At 40.7% G+C, this 19245-nt stretch carries 10 protein-coding genes; 7 read left to right on the top strand and 3 right to left on the bottom strand.

Annotation, left to right across the window (positions count from 1 at the left end; all coding sequences use genetic code 11):
- Positions 1-101: 101 nt before the first annotated feature.
- Complete coding sequence (locus R8P61_09965; GenBank protein MDW3647379.1) at positions 102-578, top strand: hypothetical protein; 477 nt, start codon at positions 102-104, stop codon at positions 576-578.
- Between the two features lie 55 nt (positions 579-633).
- Here the strand turns inward: R8P61_09965 and R8P61_09970 are convergent, their stop codons facing one another.
- A complete protein-coding gene (locus tag R8P61_09970; protein ID MDW3647380.1) occupies positions 634-1278 on the bottom strand; it encodes a TetR/AcrR family transcriptional regulator in 645 nt (214 codons plus the stop codon).
- 95 nt (positions 1279-1373) lie between these two features.
- Here R8P61_09970 and R8P61_09975 point away from each other — a divergent pair, with 95 nt between their 5' ends.
- The 4 genes from R8P61_09975 to R8P61_09990 are packed head-to-tail and all read left to right on the top strand — an operon-like array spanning position 1374 to position 6177.
- Positions 1374-2606, top strand: coding sequence for an acetyl-CoA acetyltransferase (locus R8P61_09975; protein MDW3647381.1), 1233 nt, complete (start codon positions 1374-1376; stop codon positions 2604-2606).
- Positions 2607-2635: 29 nt separating this feature from the next.
- Positions 2636-4075 carry a carotenoid oxygenase family protein gene (locus R8P61_09980; protein MDW3647382.1) on the top strand — a complete coding sequence of 480 codons (1440 nt, stop codon included), beginning with the start codon at positions 2636-2638 and terminating at the stop codon, positions 4073-4075.
- 11 nt (positions 4076-4086) lie between these two features.
- A complete protein-coding gene (locus tag R8P61_09985) occupies positions 4087-5292 on the top strand; it encodes an acetyl-CoA C-acyltransferase (GenBank protein ID MDW3647383.1) in 1206 nt (401 codons plus the stop codon).
- A gap of 24 nt (positions 5293-5316) precedes the next feature.
- Positions 5317-6177 (top strand): DUF1295 domain-containing protein, encoded by an 861-nt coding sequence (locus tag R8P61_09990; protein MDW3647384.1) that lies wholly within the window; start codon positions 5317-5319, stop codon positions 6175-6177.
- Positions 6178-6291: 114 nt separating this feature from the next.
- Here R8P61_09990 and R8P61_09995 read toward each other — a convergent pair whose 3' ends face one another.
- A complete protein-coding gene (locus R8P61_09995) occupies positions 6292-8364 on the bottom strand; it encodes a caspase family protein (GenBank protein MDW3647385.1) in 2073 nt (690 codons plus the stop codon).
- Positions 8365-8415: 51 nt separating this feature from the next.
- Positions 8416-9168 (bottom strand): hypothetical protein, encoded by a 753-nt coding sequence (locus R8P61_10000; GenBank protein MDW3647386.1) that lies wholly within the window; start codon positions 9166-9168, stop codon positions 8416-8418.
- A 240-nt stretch (positions 9169-9408) separates the two neighbouring features.
- Here R8P61_10000 and R8P61_10005 point away from each other — a divergent pair, with 240 nt between their 5' ends.
- Both R8P61_10005 and R8P61_10010 read left to right on the top strand, forming a co-directional pair.
- The gene (locus R8P61_10005) at positions 9409-14025 is read left to right on the top strand and encodes a response regulator (GenBank protein MDW3647387.1); all 4617 of its coding nucleotides are present in this window, start codon (positions 9409-9411) and stop codon (positions 14023-14025) included.
- Positions 14026-14161: 136 nt separating this feature from the next.
- A complete protein-coding gene (locus tag R8P61_10010; protein ID MDW3647388.1) occupies positions 14162-19210 on the top strand; it encodes a CHAT domain-containing protein in 5049 nt (1682 codons plus the stop codon).
- Positions 19211-19245: the final 35 nt, after the last annotated feature.

Consider the following 19245-nt stretch of genomic DNA (forward strand, 5'->3'; position numbering starts at 1 on the left):
ATAAAGTAAATTCAAAAGCTCTGGATGGGAAGGTAAATTGATCAGGCATTTACCTGATCTTTCTTATGTTAAGGTTCAACACACAACAATAAATAAGAATGATGAAAAAGTTAAGTGTATTAATTGCCATTTTATTCAGCTTTCATTTTGGTTCAGCACAAAGCGGAACGGAATTCAAAGTCATAACCGTAGTCGAATCCATAGTTCCCGGAGGATTGGGACGATCTCGATTGATTGAGAATAATACCGAATTGAATATCGACGATTTTACCACGGAAAGAACCGATGGAAAAAATAGTTCTATGGGAAAGGTGAAGCGTAAGGATGCGAAGATTGATGCTTTCAATGAATCCAAGCTCCTAAACTTCTACAGCCTGGTCGGAATCAATTTCCAGAACATTGCCTCCAACGATGCCTTGATTACTTCCAAATTGAATCAAATGGCCGAAGAAGGCTGGGAATTGGCTTTTGTGGTAAGTGGTGTGGAAAGTGATGCCGGGACTCGAGAAGGAGATAAAGGACAGAGTGATGGTAAAGGTATTTTTATTACCCGATTTATTTTCAAAAGAAGCAGATAAGACAGTTCGGAAATTCTTAAAAAGGGGAGAGGGAGTATGCGCTTTATCTCCCCTTTTATATTTCCAACATTGCTCGAATGAAGCTCTCTGTTTTTTTCTCCATATTCAGCTTTTGAGGAGAAAATACATAGCCTAAATTAGGAGAGATATCCGAAATCCCTTTCAGGTATGCCCAGATGTTGATCATGTGCTCTTCAGCAGAATATTTCCTATTGATATTACCCTCATCCAGGCCTCTTTGGATTTCTTTTGTTAGGAGCTTAAATGGCAATAAAGACAGCTCTTTGACTCCTTCAAAATTTGGACTGTCTTTGATATGAGTTTGTACTTCCGTCTGTAAAGGACTCTCATGAGCATTTCTGATAATTCCATAGAAATCATGAATGGTCTCATAATGTTTGGGAAACTCTTTAGAAAATCGAATGTAACCCCGGCTATGAATTAGGACCTGTTCAAATCCACTTGCTCCTTCTTTCTTAAGTTTCCCAAAATAGCCCAGAAATTTTTTAAAGGCCTTTTCAATAACTGCGAGATACAGATTCTCCTTGGATTCAAAATATGAATACAAAGTGGTCCGGCTGCATTCCGCCTTTTTGCAAATATCAGAAATGGTGGTATGAGCATATCCCTTATTGAAGAATACTTCCTGTGCATGTTGGATGAATTGATCTGCCCTTCCTTCCTTTATCACGGCTTTCATAGACTCAAATTAGGAATAAAATTGACCTTGGCTCTCAAATTTATGTATATTGTTTTAAAATATGAACACTGTGTTCAATTTTTAATTTCTGTTAGATGAAACATACCCGCGTTTACATCCTCGGAGGTGCACAAACCAATTTCGCCCAAAACTACGGTCGAGCGGAAAAAAGCATCGGAGAATTGATGGCTGATAGTTTTGAAAAAGCTTTGGTCGAAAGTCAAATTGAAATTGCCGATATAGATAGCCTTCATGTAGGAAATTTTGTAGGTGAACTCTTTTGTGGGCAAGGTCAATTGGGAGGAGTCATGATTCAGCATTTTCCACAGCTTGCAGGCATTCCCTCTGCCAGACATGAAGCGGCTTGTGCTTCGGGAAGTATGGCAGCCTTTGCCGGAATGCGAGAAATCGAAGCCGGTCATTATGATTTGGTAGCAGTTTCTGGCGTTGAAATGATGCGCAATGTAAATGGAAAATTAGCTGCACAACATTTGGGTGCTGCAGCATGGATAGGACATGAAGCAGAGGAAGCTGTCTATCCCTGGGTGTATCTATTCTCAGAAATCAAGGAATTTTACCAGGAGAGATTTGGAGTGGATGATAAACATTTGGCAGAGATCGCTCGAATCAATTATGCCAATGCTCGTCGAAATCCTAATGCGCAGACCCGAAATTGGGAAATGACGGATGAGGATTTCGGGACAAATGAAGAACGGAATCCCATAATCGAAGGAAGTCTGAGAAAGTCGGACTGTGGCCGGGTAACAGATGGAAGTGCTACCATTTTTTTAGCCTCAGAATCCTATGCCAGAGAGTATGCAAAGAAGAGGAAACTGGACCTGGATCAAATCCCTTATATCAAAGGTTGGGGCCATCGGACAGCTCCTATCCAATTGGCCTATAAACTGGAACAGGCAAAGGAAGGTGCATATCCATTTCCTCATCTTCAAGGAGCGATTTCAGACGCTATGGGTCGGGCTCAAATAGAAGACCTTAGTGCCCTGGATGGAATAGAAACCCACGATTGCTTTACCATTTCTGAGTATGCAGCCCTTGAGCATTTTGGATTGGCCAAAGCGGGAGAAGGATGGAAGCTAATTGAAGAAGGTGAGATTGCCTTTGACGGGAAATTACCGGTAAATGCCAGTGGTGGCTTGATAGGCATGGGACATCCGGTAGGAGCCACAGGTGTTCGTATGTTATTGGATGGGTACAAACAAGTCGCCGGCAAAGCTGGAGATTATCAAATACAAAACGCAAAAAATATAGGCCTACTCAATATTGGAGGCAGTTTCACTACAGTCGCCAGTTTCGTAGTGGGTAAATAATAATATATATCAGGATGAAAAACGATATCATGAACTATGCCCTCGAGGCAGCAAATCCATATCTCTTGGGGCCCTATGCTCCGGTTTTCGATGAAATTGTTGCTTCGGATTTGAAGGTGATTGGAGAAATTCCCAAAGATATCAATGGGGTATATGTTCGAAATGGTCCTAATCCGAAATTTGAACCTAAAGGTCATTATCACTGGTTTGATGGAGATGCCATGCTACACGCCCTTCAATTGGAAAATGGGAAGGCCACTTATCGAAACCGATGGATCCGTACGAATAATTTTATGGAAGAAGAAGCTGCCGGTCAATCACTCTGGCAGGGCTTGATGGGAAAGCTGGCAGCAAATATGAATCGACCCTGGAATAGGGGAGTACCCTTAAAAGACACGGCCAATACAGCGGTAGCATTTCATGACGGCAAGCTACTGGCAGGTTGGTATATGTGTGGAGACCTTTATGAAATAGATCCCATTAGCCTGGAAACAAAGGGAGTACAGACTTACAACAATACCCTTTCTTCCAAAGCCATGGCACATGTCAAAGTAGATGAGCAAAAGAATGAAATGATGTTCTTTGATTATGAACTCACAGGTTCTTATTTGGCCTATGGCGTAATCAATGGAACAGGAGAAGTCAAGCACTTTGCCAAGGTCCCAACTCCGGGCCCTCGCATTCCCCATGATATGGGAATTACCGAGAATTATTCCATCCTCATGGACCTTCCCCTGATTTACGATTTGAATGTGATGGCGAGGTCGGGGAAAGCAGTTCCAGTGTTCAGAAAAGACATGCCGAGCCGTTTTGGAATCATTCCTCGCTTTGGCACTGCGGATGAAGTGAAATGGTTTGAAGCCAAGCCTTGTTACATTTACCATACCATCAATTGCTGGGAAGAAGGAGATGAGATTGTGATGGATTGCTGTGTAAATGATAATCCCACTCCTCAACAGGAATTGCCCAAAGGAGCTTCGCCTGCAGAAAAACTAAATTCCTATTTGAGGTTGCGAGCTTATTTGCATCGTTACCGCTTTAATCTAAAAACGGGAGAGACCAAAGAATACCGACTCGACGATCAGACGACGGAGTTTCCCCTGATGAATAGCCAATACCTGGGACGCAAATCAAAATTTGCTTATAACCAGCGATTCGAACTTTCAAAGACCCTTCGTTTCGATGGAATTGTGAAGTACAATACAGAAGATAATAGTTCTCAAACCTATGAATATGGGGAGTACACATATGGAAGTGAATCCCCTTTCATTCCAAAAGAACATGCCCAATCCGAAGATGATGGATATGTGATCAGCTTTATTACAGATGCCCGTGAGGAAAAGTCTGAGGTGATCATTCTGGACGCTCAAAATATCGAACAAGAGCCATTAGCCAGGATTTTACTTCCTCAGAGAGTGCCTTTAGGCTTCCATGCTTGCTGGGTAAATGGAGATCGGATGTTTCGCTAAACTGCTATTCGATGGACGCTTATATTTTTGATGCAATCCGAAGTCCCAGAGGGAAAGGCAGTGCTAAAAAAGGGGCTCTGCGAAACATCAAGCCCGTTCAATTGCTTTCACAGCTTTATGGAGCCTTGGAGGAAAGGAATTCCCTCGACGCTAAAGAAATAGAATCCGTAATACTGGGTTGTGTCGGGCAATTGGGAGGACAAGGTGCGGATATCGCCAAAGTATCAACTTTGTACCATGGATGGGGAGATCATATTGAGGGGATGACCGTAAATACCTTTTGTTCCTCTGGAATGACAGCTATAAGCCTGGCCGCTGCCAAAGTAGCAGCCGGTATGTCGGATATGGTTTTGGCAGGAGGAATCGAAATGCTTTCTCAAGTGCCTATGTTTTCGGACAAAGGGTCCTGGTTTGCAGATGAGGAAGTGGCGGAAAAAACAGCCTATACCATGATGGGAGTATCCGCGGATCTCATAGCTACTATAGAAGGCTTTGAGCAAGACGAACTCAATGCCTATGCGCTACAGTCTCACCAAAGAGCAGCAAGCGCAACAAGAAATGGTTTTTTTAAGAAGTCTTTGATTCCGATTAAAAATGCTGAAGGAAAAATCGTTCTGGATGTAGATGAATGCATTCGGCCTCAAACAACACTGGAAGACCTAAACCAATTAGAACCAATATTTGAATCCTATACTTCTCCATCGATCCGGCAAAAAATCCAGCAAAAATATCCGATTGTACAAGAATTGAAACATCGACATACCATAGGTAATTCTCCTTCCATGGCAGATGGGGCAAGCGTATTATTGATCGGAAGTTTGGAAAAAGGCAAAGCCCTTGCTTTGACCCCGAGAGCAAAGATCAGGGCTTTTGATAGTACAGCATGTGAACCTATCATTATGCTCTTAGGTGGGCAATACTCAGCTCAAAAGGCAATACAAAAGGCTGGTTTAAGCATTTCTGATATTGGCCTTCACAACTTCGCCGAGGCCTTTTCTGCAAGCTGTCTGAAGTATCAAAGAGACCTGGCAATTGATCCGGATCGTTTTAATGTAAATGGAGGGACCATGACCATGGGGCATGCACAAGGGGCCAGTGGTGCGATGATAAGTACCACTTTGCTTGAAGAAATGGAAAGGAGGGATGAGCAATTCGGACTGGCAAGTATAAGTGGAGGAGCGGGTTTGGGGGCTGCCCTTTTGCTGGAAAGAATTTAATTTAAAAAGAACTACTACATAGCTATGAATAAGAAACAAGTACAAAGGAGTCTGGTGATCTCCACCCTTCTGGCGACTTTTGTTGCCTGGGCAGGTTCACAAAACGGTCAGGAATTCAATGAGATCCCCCTCTATGCACTTTGTGTGATCCTGGGATTTGCCATCAATTGGTTGGCTTTTATTCCTGCATTCCGCCTGCAGACAGAAAAGTTTTTCGACCTGACAGGAAGTTTAACCTATATAAGCTTGACACTTTTTGCCCTTTCCATGAGTACCAGGCTTGACCAACGTTCCATATTGTTAGGATCACTCGTCATTCTCTGGGCTCTTAGATTGGGGAGTTTTCTCTTTCAAAGAATACATAAAGCGGGCAAGGATGATCGTTTTGATGCGATAAAACCCAATTTCCTAAGATTCCTGAATACCTGGACCCTGCAAGCCCTTTGGGCGGTCCTTACAGCCGCACCAGCTCTAATAGCGATAACAGCTGTAGAACGAAAAGAAATGGGAGTCCTGGGGATGCTAGGCCTGGGACTTTGGCTAGCGGGTTTTTTCATAGAAGTATTAGCAGATCAACAAAAGACTCGTTTTAGAAAGAATCCTGAAAATAAGGATCGATTCATTCAAAATGGCTTGTGGTCAAAGTCACGTCATCCCAATTATTTCGGAGAAATAGTCTTGTGGATTGGGATAACCTTAATCGCTATTCCGGTTTTACAAGGCTGGCAGTGGATCGCTCTAATTTCGCCGATTTTCGTAACCTTATTGCTTACCAGAGTTAGTGGAATTCCGATGCTTGAAGCCAAGGCAGATAAAAAATGGGGGGAGGAGGAGGATTATAAATCATACAAAAAGAATACTCCGATCTTGATACCAAAATTATAATTCTGCCGATATGGTCCTTTGCTTAGCAATTTCTGGAGAAAGATAAAAATCTCGGATGGCAGTTCTCCCGTCCTGAAATATCGGACTGGAAAGCTCTCTTTCTATTGAATAATTTTATGCTCCTTTTAATTGCAAAGTAACGAGCTGGGTAGTCCATTCATCCATTTCCGGACTGTCTTTCTGGTTCCAATCGTATCTAAGGTCCGCCTCATTTGGAGCAGGCAAAGGATCTCTTACAAGTGTTTGTAAGTTAAAGCTCAAGGCTTTGCTGGCTATGAAAAGCTTTAAATAAGCGGGATGGTACTCTCCTTCCCATGCAATCAGGTGTTTGGGTTGGTTGAAAAGAATTCCAAGTGGGAGAGACTTGCTTTGTTTGGGACCGATTTCATATAAAGCAGTGGCACCAGATCTGAATGAACTAATGGAAAAATCCAAATTAAGGAAGAGAGGGGAAACATAAATGGATTCGTCGCTTACATTCTTCAACTCTATATCGTATTCTCCATAAATATCATTAGTACTTCCACTATATGGTTTAAATGCTTCCAGAAGAAAATCCCCCTTATTAATGCCAACTATTAGCCCATTGTTATGGGCTTTGATTAGGTCGCGGTCATTCTTCGAATTGTATCTGTAAACCTTTATCTCTATAGGGAAGCTGCTGAATTTAGAACTCACATTGCTCATTTCCCGGACCAGCTCCCAATGTGCGATTTGTTCTATGTATTTATGAAAATCTGCCTTATTGTCCTCAGCTTTTATAATGGGATGTTGGTTTCCTGCTCCTGACCTGAAAACGGCATAATTATCATCTATCATCTTAATAGTATAGGTACTTTTGGCTTTATTTTTAGCCCAGATGATATTGTTTAAGATAGGTGGCTTATCCTCATTTGAATCCAGATTTAAGTTAATACCTGGCTCTACAAAGAATTGGGTCGGCTTATTAGAGAGGGCCTTGATGTATCCCAAATAGGTCTCTCTGGTGTCCAGCTTATTGGTTTTTGTCCTACTTCCGGTTTTCAACTTTACCTTATTGTCAGCTTTTATGGAAAGTATGCTTGAAGTGGCAGATACTTTTTTTAGGCCTGCTATGCCTAAACTCTTGTTATCCTGATCCTTGATTAGAACCTGGGCATTTTTCGGATCTATAGGTAAACCGTGTACAGCGCCCAGGTCCAGAACCCATTTCTGCTGACCTTCTTGTGTTAATTTGAGATTTATTTGTCCATAAATACCCTTAGTATCTACTTTAGTTCCCAAAAAACCCTCAAAGAGGTAATTTTGAGCTTTGCCGGAAGCATATAGAACAGGAATCTGTTGTTCCCGCCCCTGAAAATCCATGTTTATGATCCTGGCTAAATCATAATAGGTGATTTTATTTTTTACGCTTGCCAGCCAGTATAAAAGTGAATTAATAAAAACTCCTCCATATTCCTTGGGTCTTGATTTCTTCCAATTGCCCTTGTTTGCTTCAAACATCCTTCCGGCCCCATAAAATTCTTTTGCGACTTGCTCACTCCTTGCGGCGGCAAATTGTATCATATCTACTTCCGGAAGGAAATCAGCCAAGTCCCGGGCGTTTGCTGGAGGTGTTCTTTGATCAGGGCCAAAATAAAATTGTTCCCATTTCCGTCCTGCCCAGCTTCCTGTTTCTGCAGTCTTTACATTAAACCTCTCTTCTTCATCATCGGAATCGCTTCTGACATTATCGCCAGAATGACAACACTCGAAAATAGCCAGCAACCTGGGACCTTTTTTACTCACTTGATGAAAGAGATATCTCATCTCTTTATCACATAAATGAGTCCCGCTCAGGTTTGTACTATTCTCAGTATAAGGAAAGCTGTCCTGGCATAAGATCGTTTCTAATAGTCCATCTCCCTCATCATAATCAAAGTATTGGGTGGCGGGTTCCTGGCCTCCATGGCCCGAATAGAAGAATAAAGCTATATCATCCGGGCCAGCCTGACCCAAATGATTTTGAATTCCCTCAACTACAGCCTGCTTACTCGCCTGCTCATCTAGCAATTTCAGAATATGCAGTTCCTTCCCTACCTGATTATTTCCAAAGAAATGATTCAAGTGGGTTTCAACTCTTTCAGCATCCCTTACACATCCAATCAGGCTATTTAAGCCTTCTGGATATTTATTTATACCGATTAATAAAGCGTATATATTACTCATTATAAATTAGCTGAGCTTGTAGCAGGAAAAAATGTCTATTGCATAGTAGTCTTAAGTTGTTCCGCCCATTACCGGTGCGCCAGAACCTTCCTTATCCGGATCTGTAAGTTTGATTTTACCGTCTTCCAGATTTAGTTGCCTTAGGTTAAAACCAATGGTTGGGCGTTTGCGGGAACTAAATTGAATTCGCTTATTATTTCTAATACTGACTCTTACGTCTCCACTTCCATCTTCAATTTCATCTTCCCCGGTATCTTTCAAATCGAGCCTGATGCTTGAAAACTTACCTACTTCAAAAGCCATATAAACCAGCTCCCCGGCTTGCAGTTTCTTCACAATTTTATGTGAATTGTTGGGGTTTTGCTGGAGAACCCAGGCAAAGAGATCATTCTCTGATATAGCAGGTGCTTCTCTTCGGACATTATTAAATCTGAATTTGATTTCCTCATATATCCTGAAAGCCTTAGTCATGGAGCTAGGACTATCTGCTCCCATTTCTTTAAGGTATTTCTGCAAAAAAGGAACAGCTTCACTTCTCTCTGCCGCAGGACTTTCCGGAAGATTGCCAAGCAAAGTGGAATTTATCTTGGTGTCCAGATCGGAAGGCGAATCAAATACATCTTTCAATTTGAAATCTGATAATTCGTATTCAGAGCTGCCATTTTCCTGACTGATTATAGAAAAAGGTCTAATACTTAGCAGGGGCGGACTGATAAGTGTTTTGAATCTGTAATTTTCAAGCTGGATATTGATTAGGTCTCTCTCATCAAAAAGATCGAAAAGACTACTATCTGAGAATTTCATAGAAGATTGAATTTAGGTTGTTCTTGATTGTAGAATGAAAGAATTCCAGTAAATATTAATAATTTACTACGAGCAGTTTGAAGATTTGGCTTCTTGAAACAGTACTTAAATTTGAATAATTAAATAATTCAAACAAAGGATTTTATAAATAAGATGTTAATTTTAAATAAAGGATTATGAAAAGTCATTAGGCTAATAATCCGTACCTTAGAATACTGAATATCTTTTGCTGTCTAGTGTATGAGTAAGGCTTTTATTGTTTGTATAAAGATAATCGCACTTCTTCTGGGCTGTGTAAAGGGAGTTTCTCAACCATTTTATCCCTATTTAGATCATTATCCTTATAGCTTATACAGTAAGGATTTAAGTGAAAGTATTTCCAAACAAAATTACCGGAGCATTCAGGATGATGCAGGAGTTCTGTTTACATCTGCCTTTGAATATGTCATGCAATTTGATGGGAGGAGATGGATATTGTTGAAAGAAAGTAAGACTTTACGAAAAGCATCATTTGCCAAAAACTCAGCAGGAAAGATCTTTGTGCTGGGAGAAAGTAATTTTGGCTACATAGGGAAATCGGATATCGGACAGGAATATTCCTTTGTTTCCTTAAAAGGAAGCATCCAAAACACCTCGCATGCAGCGACTCCCTACCAGAACTTACTTTACCTGGAGGATTTTATTGCATTTCATGATGCAAACTCTATATACATTTGGGATGAAGGCAAGGGAGAGATGAAAATCATCCCAACTCCCTTTACAACTATTTCTAGTCTTATTGTCCATAAGAATTCTCTAGTATTATTGTCCTCTGAAGGAGAACTTTTCAAATACGATTTCAATTCTTTTGAAAAGCTTGCTCCTAAGGCTCCGCAGCTTTCCCAGCTTAAAGCTGTTCATTTGTTAAGCTCCGGGAACGATATATGGGCATTTGTTGAGGGAAAAGGGATCTATACTTTTCAGAAGGAAGAATGGGAGCAGGAAAATGTGGGCCTTTCCGAACTCGTTGAGCGAGCCACTATCACCCAATTGGGCTTGATTCAAGATGGAAGTATTGCAATTTCTACCCTTACCGATGGCTTCATTCTCGCGGATAAAGAATTGAATATCCTTGAGAAAATAGACAGTAAACGGGGAAATTTATCTACGAATGCCGTAAATGGCTTTTATCAGGACAAAGAGGACGGGATTTGGCTAGACCTTAATGATGGCTTGAGTAGATTGTCATATCCACCCAAATTAGAAAAATACTCCAGGGAATTTGGATTGGGTACCCAGGTTTTAAGTGTTGTGAAATGGAAAACCCATTTATTTGTGGGGATGCATGGAGCTGAACTTAGGTACACCAAAATCGGCGAGAATCTAATTGATGTTCCTGATTTTGTAGCCCTTGAATTCCCGGAGAAAGTTCATGATATATGGGACCTCAAAGTATTTAAAGGAAAACTGTTCATCGCTTCGAGTCGAGGAGTTTTTGTGCTTGAAGAAATAGGGCAAAGTCCCAAAAAGATTTCTCCTTCGGGCCTGGTATTTACTTTATTTAAGGGTAGCTGTGATGAAGATGCTTTATATATGGGCTGGAAACCTCTGGATAAAAATCCTGCCGAATATTATGTAGGGAAAATTTCTTTTGAGAATGCCCAACTCCAGATAGATCCGTATTGGCAAGAAACTGAACATGAAGTCAGAGACATAGAAGAGCTAATTTGTGGAGAGATGTGGGCTGGATTTATGGACCTAAGCCTGATCAATATTAACAAAGAGAAAAGGGACATAGCAGCGATTCGGCATTTTGAACTAGAAGAAGCGGAGAAAAAAAGTCATGGATTCATACAATTCTTTGTCCATGATAAACAATTGTATTTCGGAAGTCGTCGGGGCATTATGTCCTATGATGAAAAGGCGGATACTTTGGCCCAGGTACAAAAATTCGGAGAAGATTTCTTCAAAAGAAATGCCTCGGCCTATGCTGCAATTGAAGATAAACAAGGAGGCTTATGGTTAAGCATTGTTGACCGTATTCAATACCTGCCTACAGGAGATATAAATACTTCAGATTGGGAGATTGGAAAATTCAGTTCTTTGCCTTATGTCTATTATATCTATCCGGAGGATGAAGAAAATGTATGGTTTGCAGCAGCTGATGGTCTTTACCATTACCGGCCTCAAATTTCAAAAGATTATAGCACTCCTTTTAAAGCTTTACTCAGGGAAGTAAAAGTAACCTATGATGCGGTAAAAGAAAGAGAACTTGAAGACCAAGAACGCCCGGATAAAAAGCCCCCGGAAATTATAAAGAAGGATTCAATTATATTTTCTGGCCTCTTTGCTTTAGATGAAAATGGCTACCAAACTATTCCTTCTCCCAACTTTGAATTAAACCTGCCTTTCAAGTATAAAAATATCAGTTTTAGATTTGGGGCAGGGACTTATGAATTTCCAGAGCGAACCCTCTTCTCCTATCAATTAGAAGGCTATTATCCCTATTGGTCTGATTGGGATAAAGAACATGAGTTTAGCTTTCCTTACCTTGAGGAAGGTGCTTATACCATGAAGGTTAAAGCTCGAAATATTTATGGGATAGAATCGGAAGTCATTAGCTATCCCTTTTATATCCAACCTCCCTGGTACCGTAGTTGGTGGGCCTATCTGCTCTATTTCCTGGCTGCTGCAGGCATTATTTTTTCTGTTTATAACTTCTATAAAAATAAGGACCAACTTAAGCAACAAGCCAAAGAATTGGAACGGGAAAGGGAAACCCAGCGACGCCTGCTCGCCATAGATAAGCTCAAAGACCAATTTCTGGCTAATACCTCCCATGAACTAAAAACCCCTTTACATGGGATTATCGGAATTGCTGAATCCCTGCAGGATGGAGCAGGAGGAGAATTGAATTCGGTTTTACAAAAAAACCTGGATATGATTGTTTCTTCAGGAAAACGACTTTCCAGTCTTGTCAACGACCTCCTGGATTTTTCCCGAATAAAAAATAGAGACCTCAATCTCCACAAAAAAGCTGTTGGGCTTTTCCCTGTGGTGCAAATTGTCATGGAGGCTTGTCAGACACTCATCCAGGGCAAAGATTTGAAACTGATCAATGAATCAGATCCTGATCTTCCCTTATTATTTGTTGATGAAAATCGGCTTCAGCAAGTATTATACAACCTGGTTGGGAATGCAATCAAATTCACGGAGGTCGGGGAAATACAGGTGGGCTCAAGACAGGAAGTAGATAAAATAATTGTTTCTGTCAGGGATACGGGTACGGGAGTACCTAAGGAGAAACAAGAAAGTATATTCCAGGAATTTGAGCAGCTAGATGGAGGGAGTGAGCGCCAATTTGCCGGTACAGGTCTGGGGCTTTCGATTTCTAAACGCCTGGTTGAGATGCATGGAGGTGAAATGTGGTTGGAGTCCGAAATAGGGGAAGGTTCGACTTTCTTTTTCAGTATTCCAATGGCTGATTCTGAACATACTCCTATTGCCCAACAAGAAAAATCTTCTCTAGCTGAAAAAACCCATTTTAGTCCCCCAGAATTAACAGAAGTTCTAAGTGAAGATGATGCCTTGGTAAGAGAAGGGAAGGAAACCATTACTACAAAAACAGATTCTCCTTCTGTTCGCATCCTGGTAGTCGATGATGAGCCCATCAATCAACAGGTACTTAGAAATATGCTCACAGTCCGAAACTTTGAGATTGTCTCGGCGATGAACGGTGAAGAAGCCCTGAAAATTCTGGATGAGAATCCTGATTTTGATATGGTTTTGCTGGATGTCATGATGCCACGAATGTCGGGATATGAAGTTTGTAGGCGAATCCGGGAGAAATACCTTCCTTCAGAATTGCCCGTTTTGATGGTTACGGCCAAGGATCAGATTTCAGATAAGGTAAATGGATTGAACTCCGGAGCAAATGATTACCTTTCGAAACCCTTTGATAAAGAAGAATTTTTAGCTCGATTAGAGACCCATCTCAATTTACATAGGATCAATACAGCAACCGGTAGATTTGTCCCTTCTGCCTTCCTTCGTGCGCTGGGCCATGAAAGGATAACAGATGTCTATTTAGGTGACCACAAAGAAAAGGAAGTGACCGTCTTCTTCTCGGATATCCGAGGATATACCAGTCTTGCTGAAACCATGACTCCACAGGAAAACTTCCTCTTCGTAAATAAGTACTCTCAAATCATGGGGCCCATAATCGAGGCCAACAATGGTTTTGTCAACCAGTATCTTGGAGATGGAATCATGGCTATATTTTTGGATAGCCCAGAAGATGGTTTGAAGGCATCCATCGAAATGCAAAAAGCAATCCAGGCATTTAATCTACAACAGACCAAAAATAAAAAACCAAAGATTCGGGTCGGAATGGGCTTGCATACAGGCTCCCTGATTATGGGGATCATTGGAGATCATAAAAGGAATGATGCTGCTACCATTTCTGATACGGTGAATTCTGCTGCACGTGTAGAAGGACTTACCAAGTACTATGGAGCAAAAATCCTGATAAGTGGTCAAAGCCTGGATCAGTTAAGCAATCTCGATCAGTACAATTATCGATTCATGGGGAAAGTACAGGTGAAAGGGAAACAAGAGTCCATATCTATCTATGAGTTTTTTGATGGAGACAAAAAGGAAGTGCTAGAGGGTAAAATAGCAAGCAAAGAACAATTCTCGAAAGCATTAAAACTGTATTTTAGTCGGGAGTTTGAATCTGCAATCAAAGAACTAGAGGAAATCATTTCTGTCAATCCCGAAGATATGGGAGCTAAACATTTGTTGGATAAAGCCATGATGAACCTGAAGGAAGGAATTCCTGAAAATTGGGATGGCATAGATTTGATGGAGACCAAATAGCTTTTCTCTTTATAAATAGATCAAGGAATTTTCCCTTTTCATTCCACTAGCTTTTGGGATAAATTTTAGTAATTTCTAATACGTAAAACAAAACATTATACCATTGTGAATTATGGTATGGTAAACCCTCATTTCTATGAGTTCCCAAACCCCGGCAATGAATGCACCCTCTGGAAAGCCAATACTTTTGTTGGCCTTTGCAAATGCGGCCCAAAACCCTTTGAAGATCCATCAGGAAAAAATAGCGCTTGTTAAGGCTCTTGTAACTAAACTCCGTGAAGAAGACTTGAAGGAAGAAGATATAAAGAATGAATATACAACGGATTTATGTGAAATAGTGATCCTGCCAGAAGCAAGTATCGATTCAATCATCGATTCCTTTGAGGATAAAAAATACAAGGATAAACATGGCAAGAGCCGGATAGCTGTTTTTCATTATGCAGGTCATGCGGGCGATGATGCATTATTGCTGGAATCTAAACAAGGAGGTGGAGATAACAGACGTGCTTATTCGCAAGGATTGATTTCTCTTTTCAAAGAACAAAGCAAACAAGGCATGCTTAAGTTTGTATTCCTCAATGGATGTTCTTCCCAGAGAATCACGGAAGGTTTTTTAGAGGTAGGAGTTCCTGCGGTTCTCGGTACAACCAAATCCATACAGGATTCCATGGCCAAGGATTTATCCGAGCGATTTTATAAGGGCCTGGGACAAGGGAATTCGATACTTCGATCCTGGAATATAGCGGAGGCACAGATTCGATCATATTTCAAGGATGATATCAATTCCAGTTATCGCCCAGTAATTTTTAATCGGGAAAGCGAATTGCCTGATCAATTCCCCTGGCAAATTAGATTTGGAAAAGGGGCTGATCATCAGGGACTCAAAGGCTGGAATTTACCAGAAGCTTCCCAAAACCCTTTACACAATTTACCCCTTCCCAATAAATACTATGCGAACCTGCCTTCCAGCCCTTATACAGGCTTGAATTATTTCCGGGAGAAGGATGCAGCTATATTTTTCGGAAGAGGAGCAGAGATCAGAAACCTGCATAATACCATCATGGAAGACAATCGGGTTATTCTGATGCACGGAAAATCCGGGGTAGGTAAGTCCTCACTCCTTTTCGCTGGATTGATCCCTCGCATGAAACATTATTATCCGATTTATTTCAGACGAAACCAGGAAAAAGGCTTGCTTCAAAGTCTCATGGATGCCATCCTCGAGCAACTTCCGGATGCGGATGAAAAAGTTGCAAAAGGGTCTGAGCAGAGTAATGAGATGAAATCTGTATTGGAAAATATTGAAGCTTTAGATCAGAGATTTAATCTATCTGGAGAAGAGGAAAGTGCCGGACCCCTGGATGGAATGTTTCAGGGATTTGGAAAATCGTTGGATATGGAAAAAGAGGGCATAAGGGAGATGCTGGAATGGGAAGAAGCTTTAGAGCTTGGAAAAAAGATTTTAGAAAACTGGAGTCAGCTCGAAAAATTAACCCAAAAACCTGTCTTACTTATTATAGATCAGGTCGAAGAAATTTTCACTCGTCCCACCGCAGGCAGCTCTAACTTTATTGAGGAAGCAGAACTGGATTTATTTCTTGAAGCTACTAAGCAATTCATTTCTCTTGAGGAGCAGGGGATAGACGGAAAAGTAATCTTTTCATTTCGAAAAGAATATTTCAGTGATATCCGCGAAATCTTTAATGAAAAACATATCCCCTTTGTGGATTTTCATTTAAATACCCTGGAAAAGAAAGGTATCGTCGGAGCAATTAAAGGAGTTCAAACTAACCCGAGCCTAAAGAAACATTACAAAATTGAATATGAAGAAGAACTTCCCGACAAAATAGCCCTTGATATCCTGGCGGATTCGGATGCCAGTGTGGCTCCAATGCTACAAATAATCATGCGGAAACTTTGGGATCAATATGCCGCAAATCCAAAACCTGACCTTAGAGAATTACTTCTCATTAAGGATGAGTTCTACCAAAGCGGGATAAGCACTACGATGGAAGATTTTTTCCATTCACAGGTAGAAATATTTAAAAGAAAAGGCTTTGTTGATTTGGTGGAAAATGGATGGCTTTACGAGGTTCTTAACTTACATACAACCCGACTGGGAACAGCGACCAGTTATCAAAGTTATCTCTTAGAAGACCTCTTTTGCCAGGACCATGATGAAATCGTTAAAGCCCTTCTTGAGTTACAAAGATGCTTCCTCCTTGTCGGCCTGGAAGTTCAGTCCGGCAACAATCATGTAACCCTTTTGGCTCATGATACCTTGGCACCTATTGTTAGGAGAGTAAATGAGGAATCTGACTATCCTGGCCAAAGAGCAAGAAGAATCCTCTACGGAAAAATGAGGAATATTCAATATTGGTTCCCAGCTGAAAGGAGAGAAGAATTAGAGGGATTGAAAATGCTAAAAGATGTCTTTTTTGAGAAAAACAGGAATTATGACCTCTTAAGAGAAAGTATTCGGAAAACTATAATTAAGAACGAACGAGAATTCAATGACTTCTGGCATAGTCTTTTACCTTTTCTCAAATCTGATTTCGAAGAGAAACTTCCCCAAATTTACCTGAGTGAATATGAGATCCAAACCATCAAGGCTGGGGAGCATGGGATGAGGAAAAGGACCTTTTGGGAAAATCGATTGCTGGAGGAAAGCGAAAGAAAAATCAAAGAACACAAGCAAGAAGTTCAACGTGCTATAGGCCAAAGCAAATACAACCTTGCCCTGGCATTTGAGGTTCAGGCTACTCGGATGGTAGAGGAAATAGAATTGCTTAATAATCATAATTCTGCTTTTTATGAAAAAGCCTGGCTATATGGATTACATGCTTTAAATCAGGAATTTCCTTCTCATAAATCCCTTCCTACTACACTTTCGAGAATTGCTTCCTCAAATTTAAGCGCTGGTCCGTTTCGAAGACTTTGGAAATCGCCAGCTTTTCTCAAAGAGAATAGATTTTGGTTGAGAGAATTCTCTGCGGACTGTTCTTCTATTGCCTTTAAAGAGAATAGTGGAGAGGGATTTAATTATGGAAAAATTGATGTAAAGAGTGGAGAAATCCGAACCTTTTTGAGGCCAGAGGATATGGGTAACTGGAAATGGAGTGCTCAGAAAGCCTCCTGTTCATTGGACCTGGCGAAGATGGCATTTATCAGAATTGAAAATGATCATAGAATCCAACTGGTTTTTATGGACACATATTCTGCAGAGTATCTGGAAAGCTTCTCGATCGACATCAACAATCCAAATGATCGATTTTGGCTGGAAAAGAGTCTGATCATTCTTCATCACCCGGAACTGGATCTGGTCATTTTTGGGACTACTCAAGAAATATTTATCAAGGAACTTAATGGACCTGTAATACCGATTCAAAGTTTTGATGAAAATGGTATAGGCCTGGAAGTTAAACAACTTAAGTTCTCTCGGGATGGAAAAATACTACTCTTGCTGGATTCAGAAGGACAATTGTATTTGTACCACTTATGGAATGAAGATAGCAGACAAATAGAATATGAACGGATTCTCTATCCTCCGTATAAACTTGATCTGGACTTTCAGGAAGATATTATCATTGACGGAGTAGAGGGAACTACCAAATCTACGTATAAAATAAAAGAGGCAGTTATCAGCAGTAGGGGGAAGTACATAGCTCTCCAAATTGGAGATCCAAATGATATTCAGGTAAATTTCTTGAAGTTATTTTCTATGGAAAGGGCAAGTTCTAGTCAACAAAAATGGGAGGACCATGGGAGCATTTTAGAACTTGTGTTTTCACCTGATGATCGATATTTCGCTTATCGGGCAGAAAAAGAAGGAGATTTGGACTGGGTAAATGTATATGAATTGCAGGATGGCATTTCTAAATTTCTGGTAGAAATCGAGTGCAAATCAGAAGGTGGCTACATTGATAAACTTGGATTTCATGAAGATAGCCAGCGTTTGTTTACCTTTTCCACTTTAGGAGAATTGAATATTTGGAGGATGGGTGATGGGGAGGAATTTAACAAATTTGAACTGGGAGAAAGTCCGAATCGCATGGCATTGTCCAGGGATAGTTCGACTTTCATTACAGCTGGTAACGAAGGAATCATCATCTGGGACTTCTTTCAGCAAGAAAAAATAGGGAAACTTAGCCTTCCCGATGAGAAATATAAAGGGAGTTTTATTCCTGCATTTGCATTGTCGGATAATGGGATAGCTGCAGCAATATTTAGTGCTCCTTCAATATTTCCTTCCTTATCTAATAATGGAAGTGAGCATTCAGCAATTTTACAGATTTGGGATACAAAAAAGAAGGAGGAAGATATCCTGTTAACATGTGACTTGCCAGAGGACTCCCTCCATATAGGCCTGCATGAAAATGGTGAATTGCTGGCTGCAGATTGGAAAGGAAGCAACATTCGGCTATGGCATATCCCAACAAAAAAATGGATGAACCTGGATGGGCCTCGAGGGAAAAAATTACTGGGAGTAAGTTTCGACCCTCAAAGCCAAAAACTTGCTGCCGCCTGGGATAATGGCCAGATTTTTATCTGGGATATACCCGCTATTCCCCAGACTGGGCGATGGAAAAAAGTACGGAAAAGGCGAAAGATCCAAATTGCCCATAAACAAATTTTAGATCTCTTTTTTGACGGAAATATTTTAATTGTTCTTACACCTGAGCAGCTGATACACATGGATTTAGTCTCAGGAGCAAAAGAAAAATTTCCCTATAAAGTCAGGCAATCATCGGGCATGCACCTTTGCAAGAATAAAAGATTTCTGATTTTTTCCACTTGTTTTGATAACACACCCGAAATCATTTTTTATGATTTGAAAGCTCAACGAATTCTTACAAGAATTGAATTGGAAGGGACAAAAAATCGTCCCCTCAATTTTTGCATAGATTCAGAGGAAAAGTATTTGCTGACTTCAGATGTCGAACAACCTTATGCCACCATTTTTAATCTTGAATTCCTGATCGAATATTTGACGCATGCCAGAGAGAGCGATTTATTCCAGAGAATCTACAAGAATTCCTTCCATCACCTTCCCTATGAATTTGAAAACATTGAATTGCATGAAATAGAGATTGAAGGAGATGAAAATAGACAGATTGCTGAAAAAAATGTCCTTCCAGTAGAAATGAATCCCTGGGCGTATTTGAATAGGTCCCTGGAAGAATAAGTCTTCTCACCCTATGGGGTGATGTCTTTATTCGA

Source organism: Bacteroidia bacterium (assembly GCA_033391075.1).
Taxonomy (GTDB): Bacteria; Bacteroidota; Bacteroidia; order J057; family J057; genus JAWPMV01.

Excerpts from the sequence above, each read along its gene's own strand:
- R8P61_10005 (MDW3647387.1), top strand. The coding sequence starts at position 9,409 with ATGAGTAAGGCTTTTATTGTTTGTATAAAGATAATCGCACTTCTTCTG.
- R8P61_10000 (MDW3647386.1), bottom strand. The coding sequence starts at position 9,168 with ATGAAATTCTCAGATAGTAGTCTTTTCGATCTTTTTGATGAGAGAGAC.
- R8P61_09970 (MDW3647380.1), bottom strand. The coding sequence starts at position 1,278 with ATGAAAGCCGTGATAAAGGAAGGAAGGGCAGATCAATTCATCCAACAT.
- R8P61_09980 (MDW3647382.1), top strand. The coding sequence starts at position 2,636 with ATGAACTATGCCCTCGAGGCAGCAAATCCATATCTCTTGGGGCCCTAT.
- R8P61_09985 (MDW3647383.1), top strand. The coding sequence starts at position 4,087 with ATGGACGCTTATATTTTTGATGCAATCCGAAGTCCCAGAGGGAAAGGC.
- R8P61_09975 (MDW3647381.1), top strand. The coding sequence starts at position 1,374 with ATGAAACATACCCGCGTTTACATCCTCGGAGGTGCACAAACCAATTTC.
- R8P61_10010 (MDW3647388.1), top strand. The coding sequence starts at position 14,162 with ATGAGTTCCCAAACCCCGGCAATGAATGCACCCTCTGGAAAGCCAATA.
- R8P61_09995 (MDW3647385.1), bottom strand. The coding sequence starts at position 8,364 with ATGAGTAATATATACGCTTTATTAATCGGTATAAATAAATATCCAGAA.
- R8P61_09990 (MDW3647384.1), top strand. The coding sequence starts at position 5,317 with ATGAATAAGAAACAAGTACAAAGGAGTCTGGTGATCTCCACCCTTCTG.
- R8P61_09965 (MDW3647379.1), top strand. The coding sequence starts at position 102 with ATGAAAAAGTTAAGTGTATTAATTGCCATTTTATTCAGCTTTCATTTT.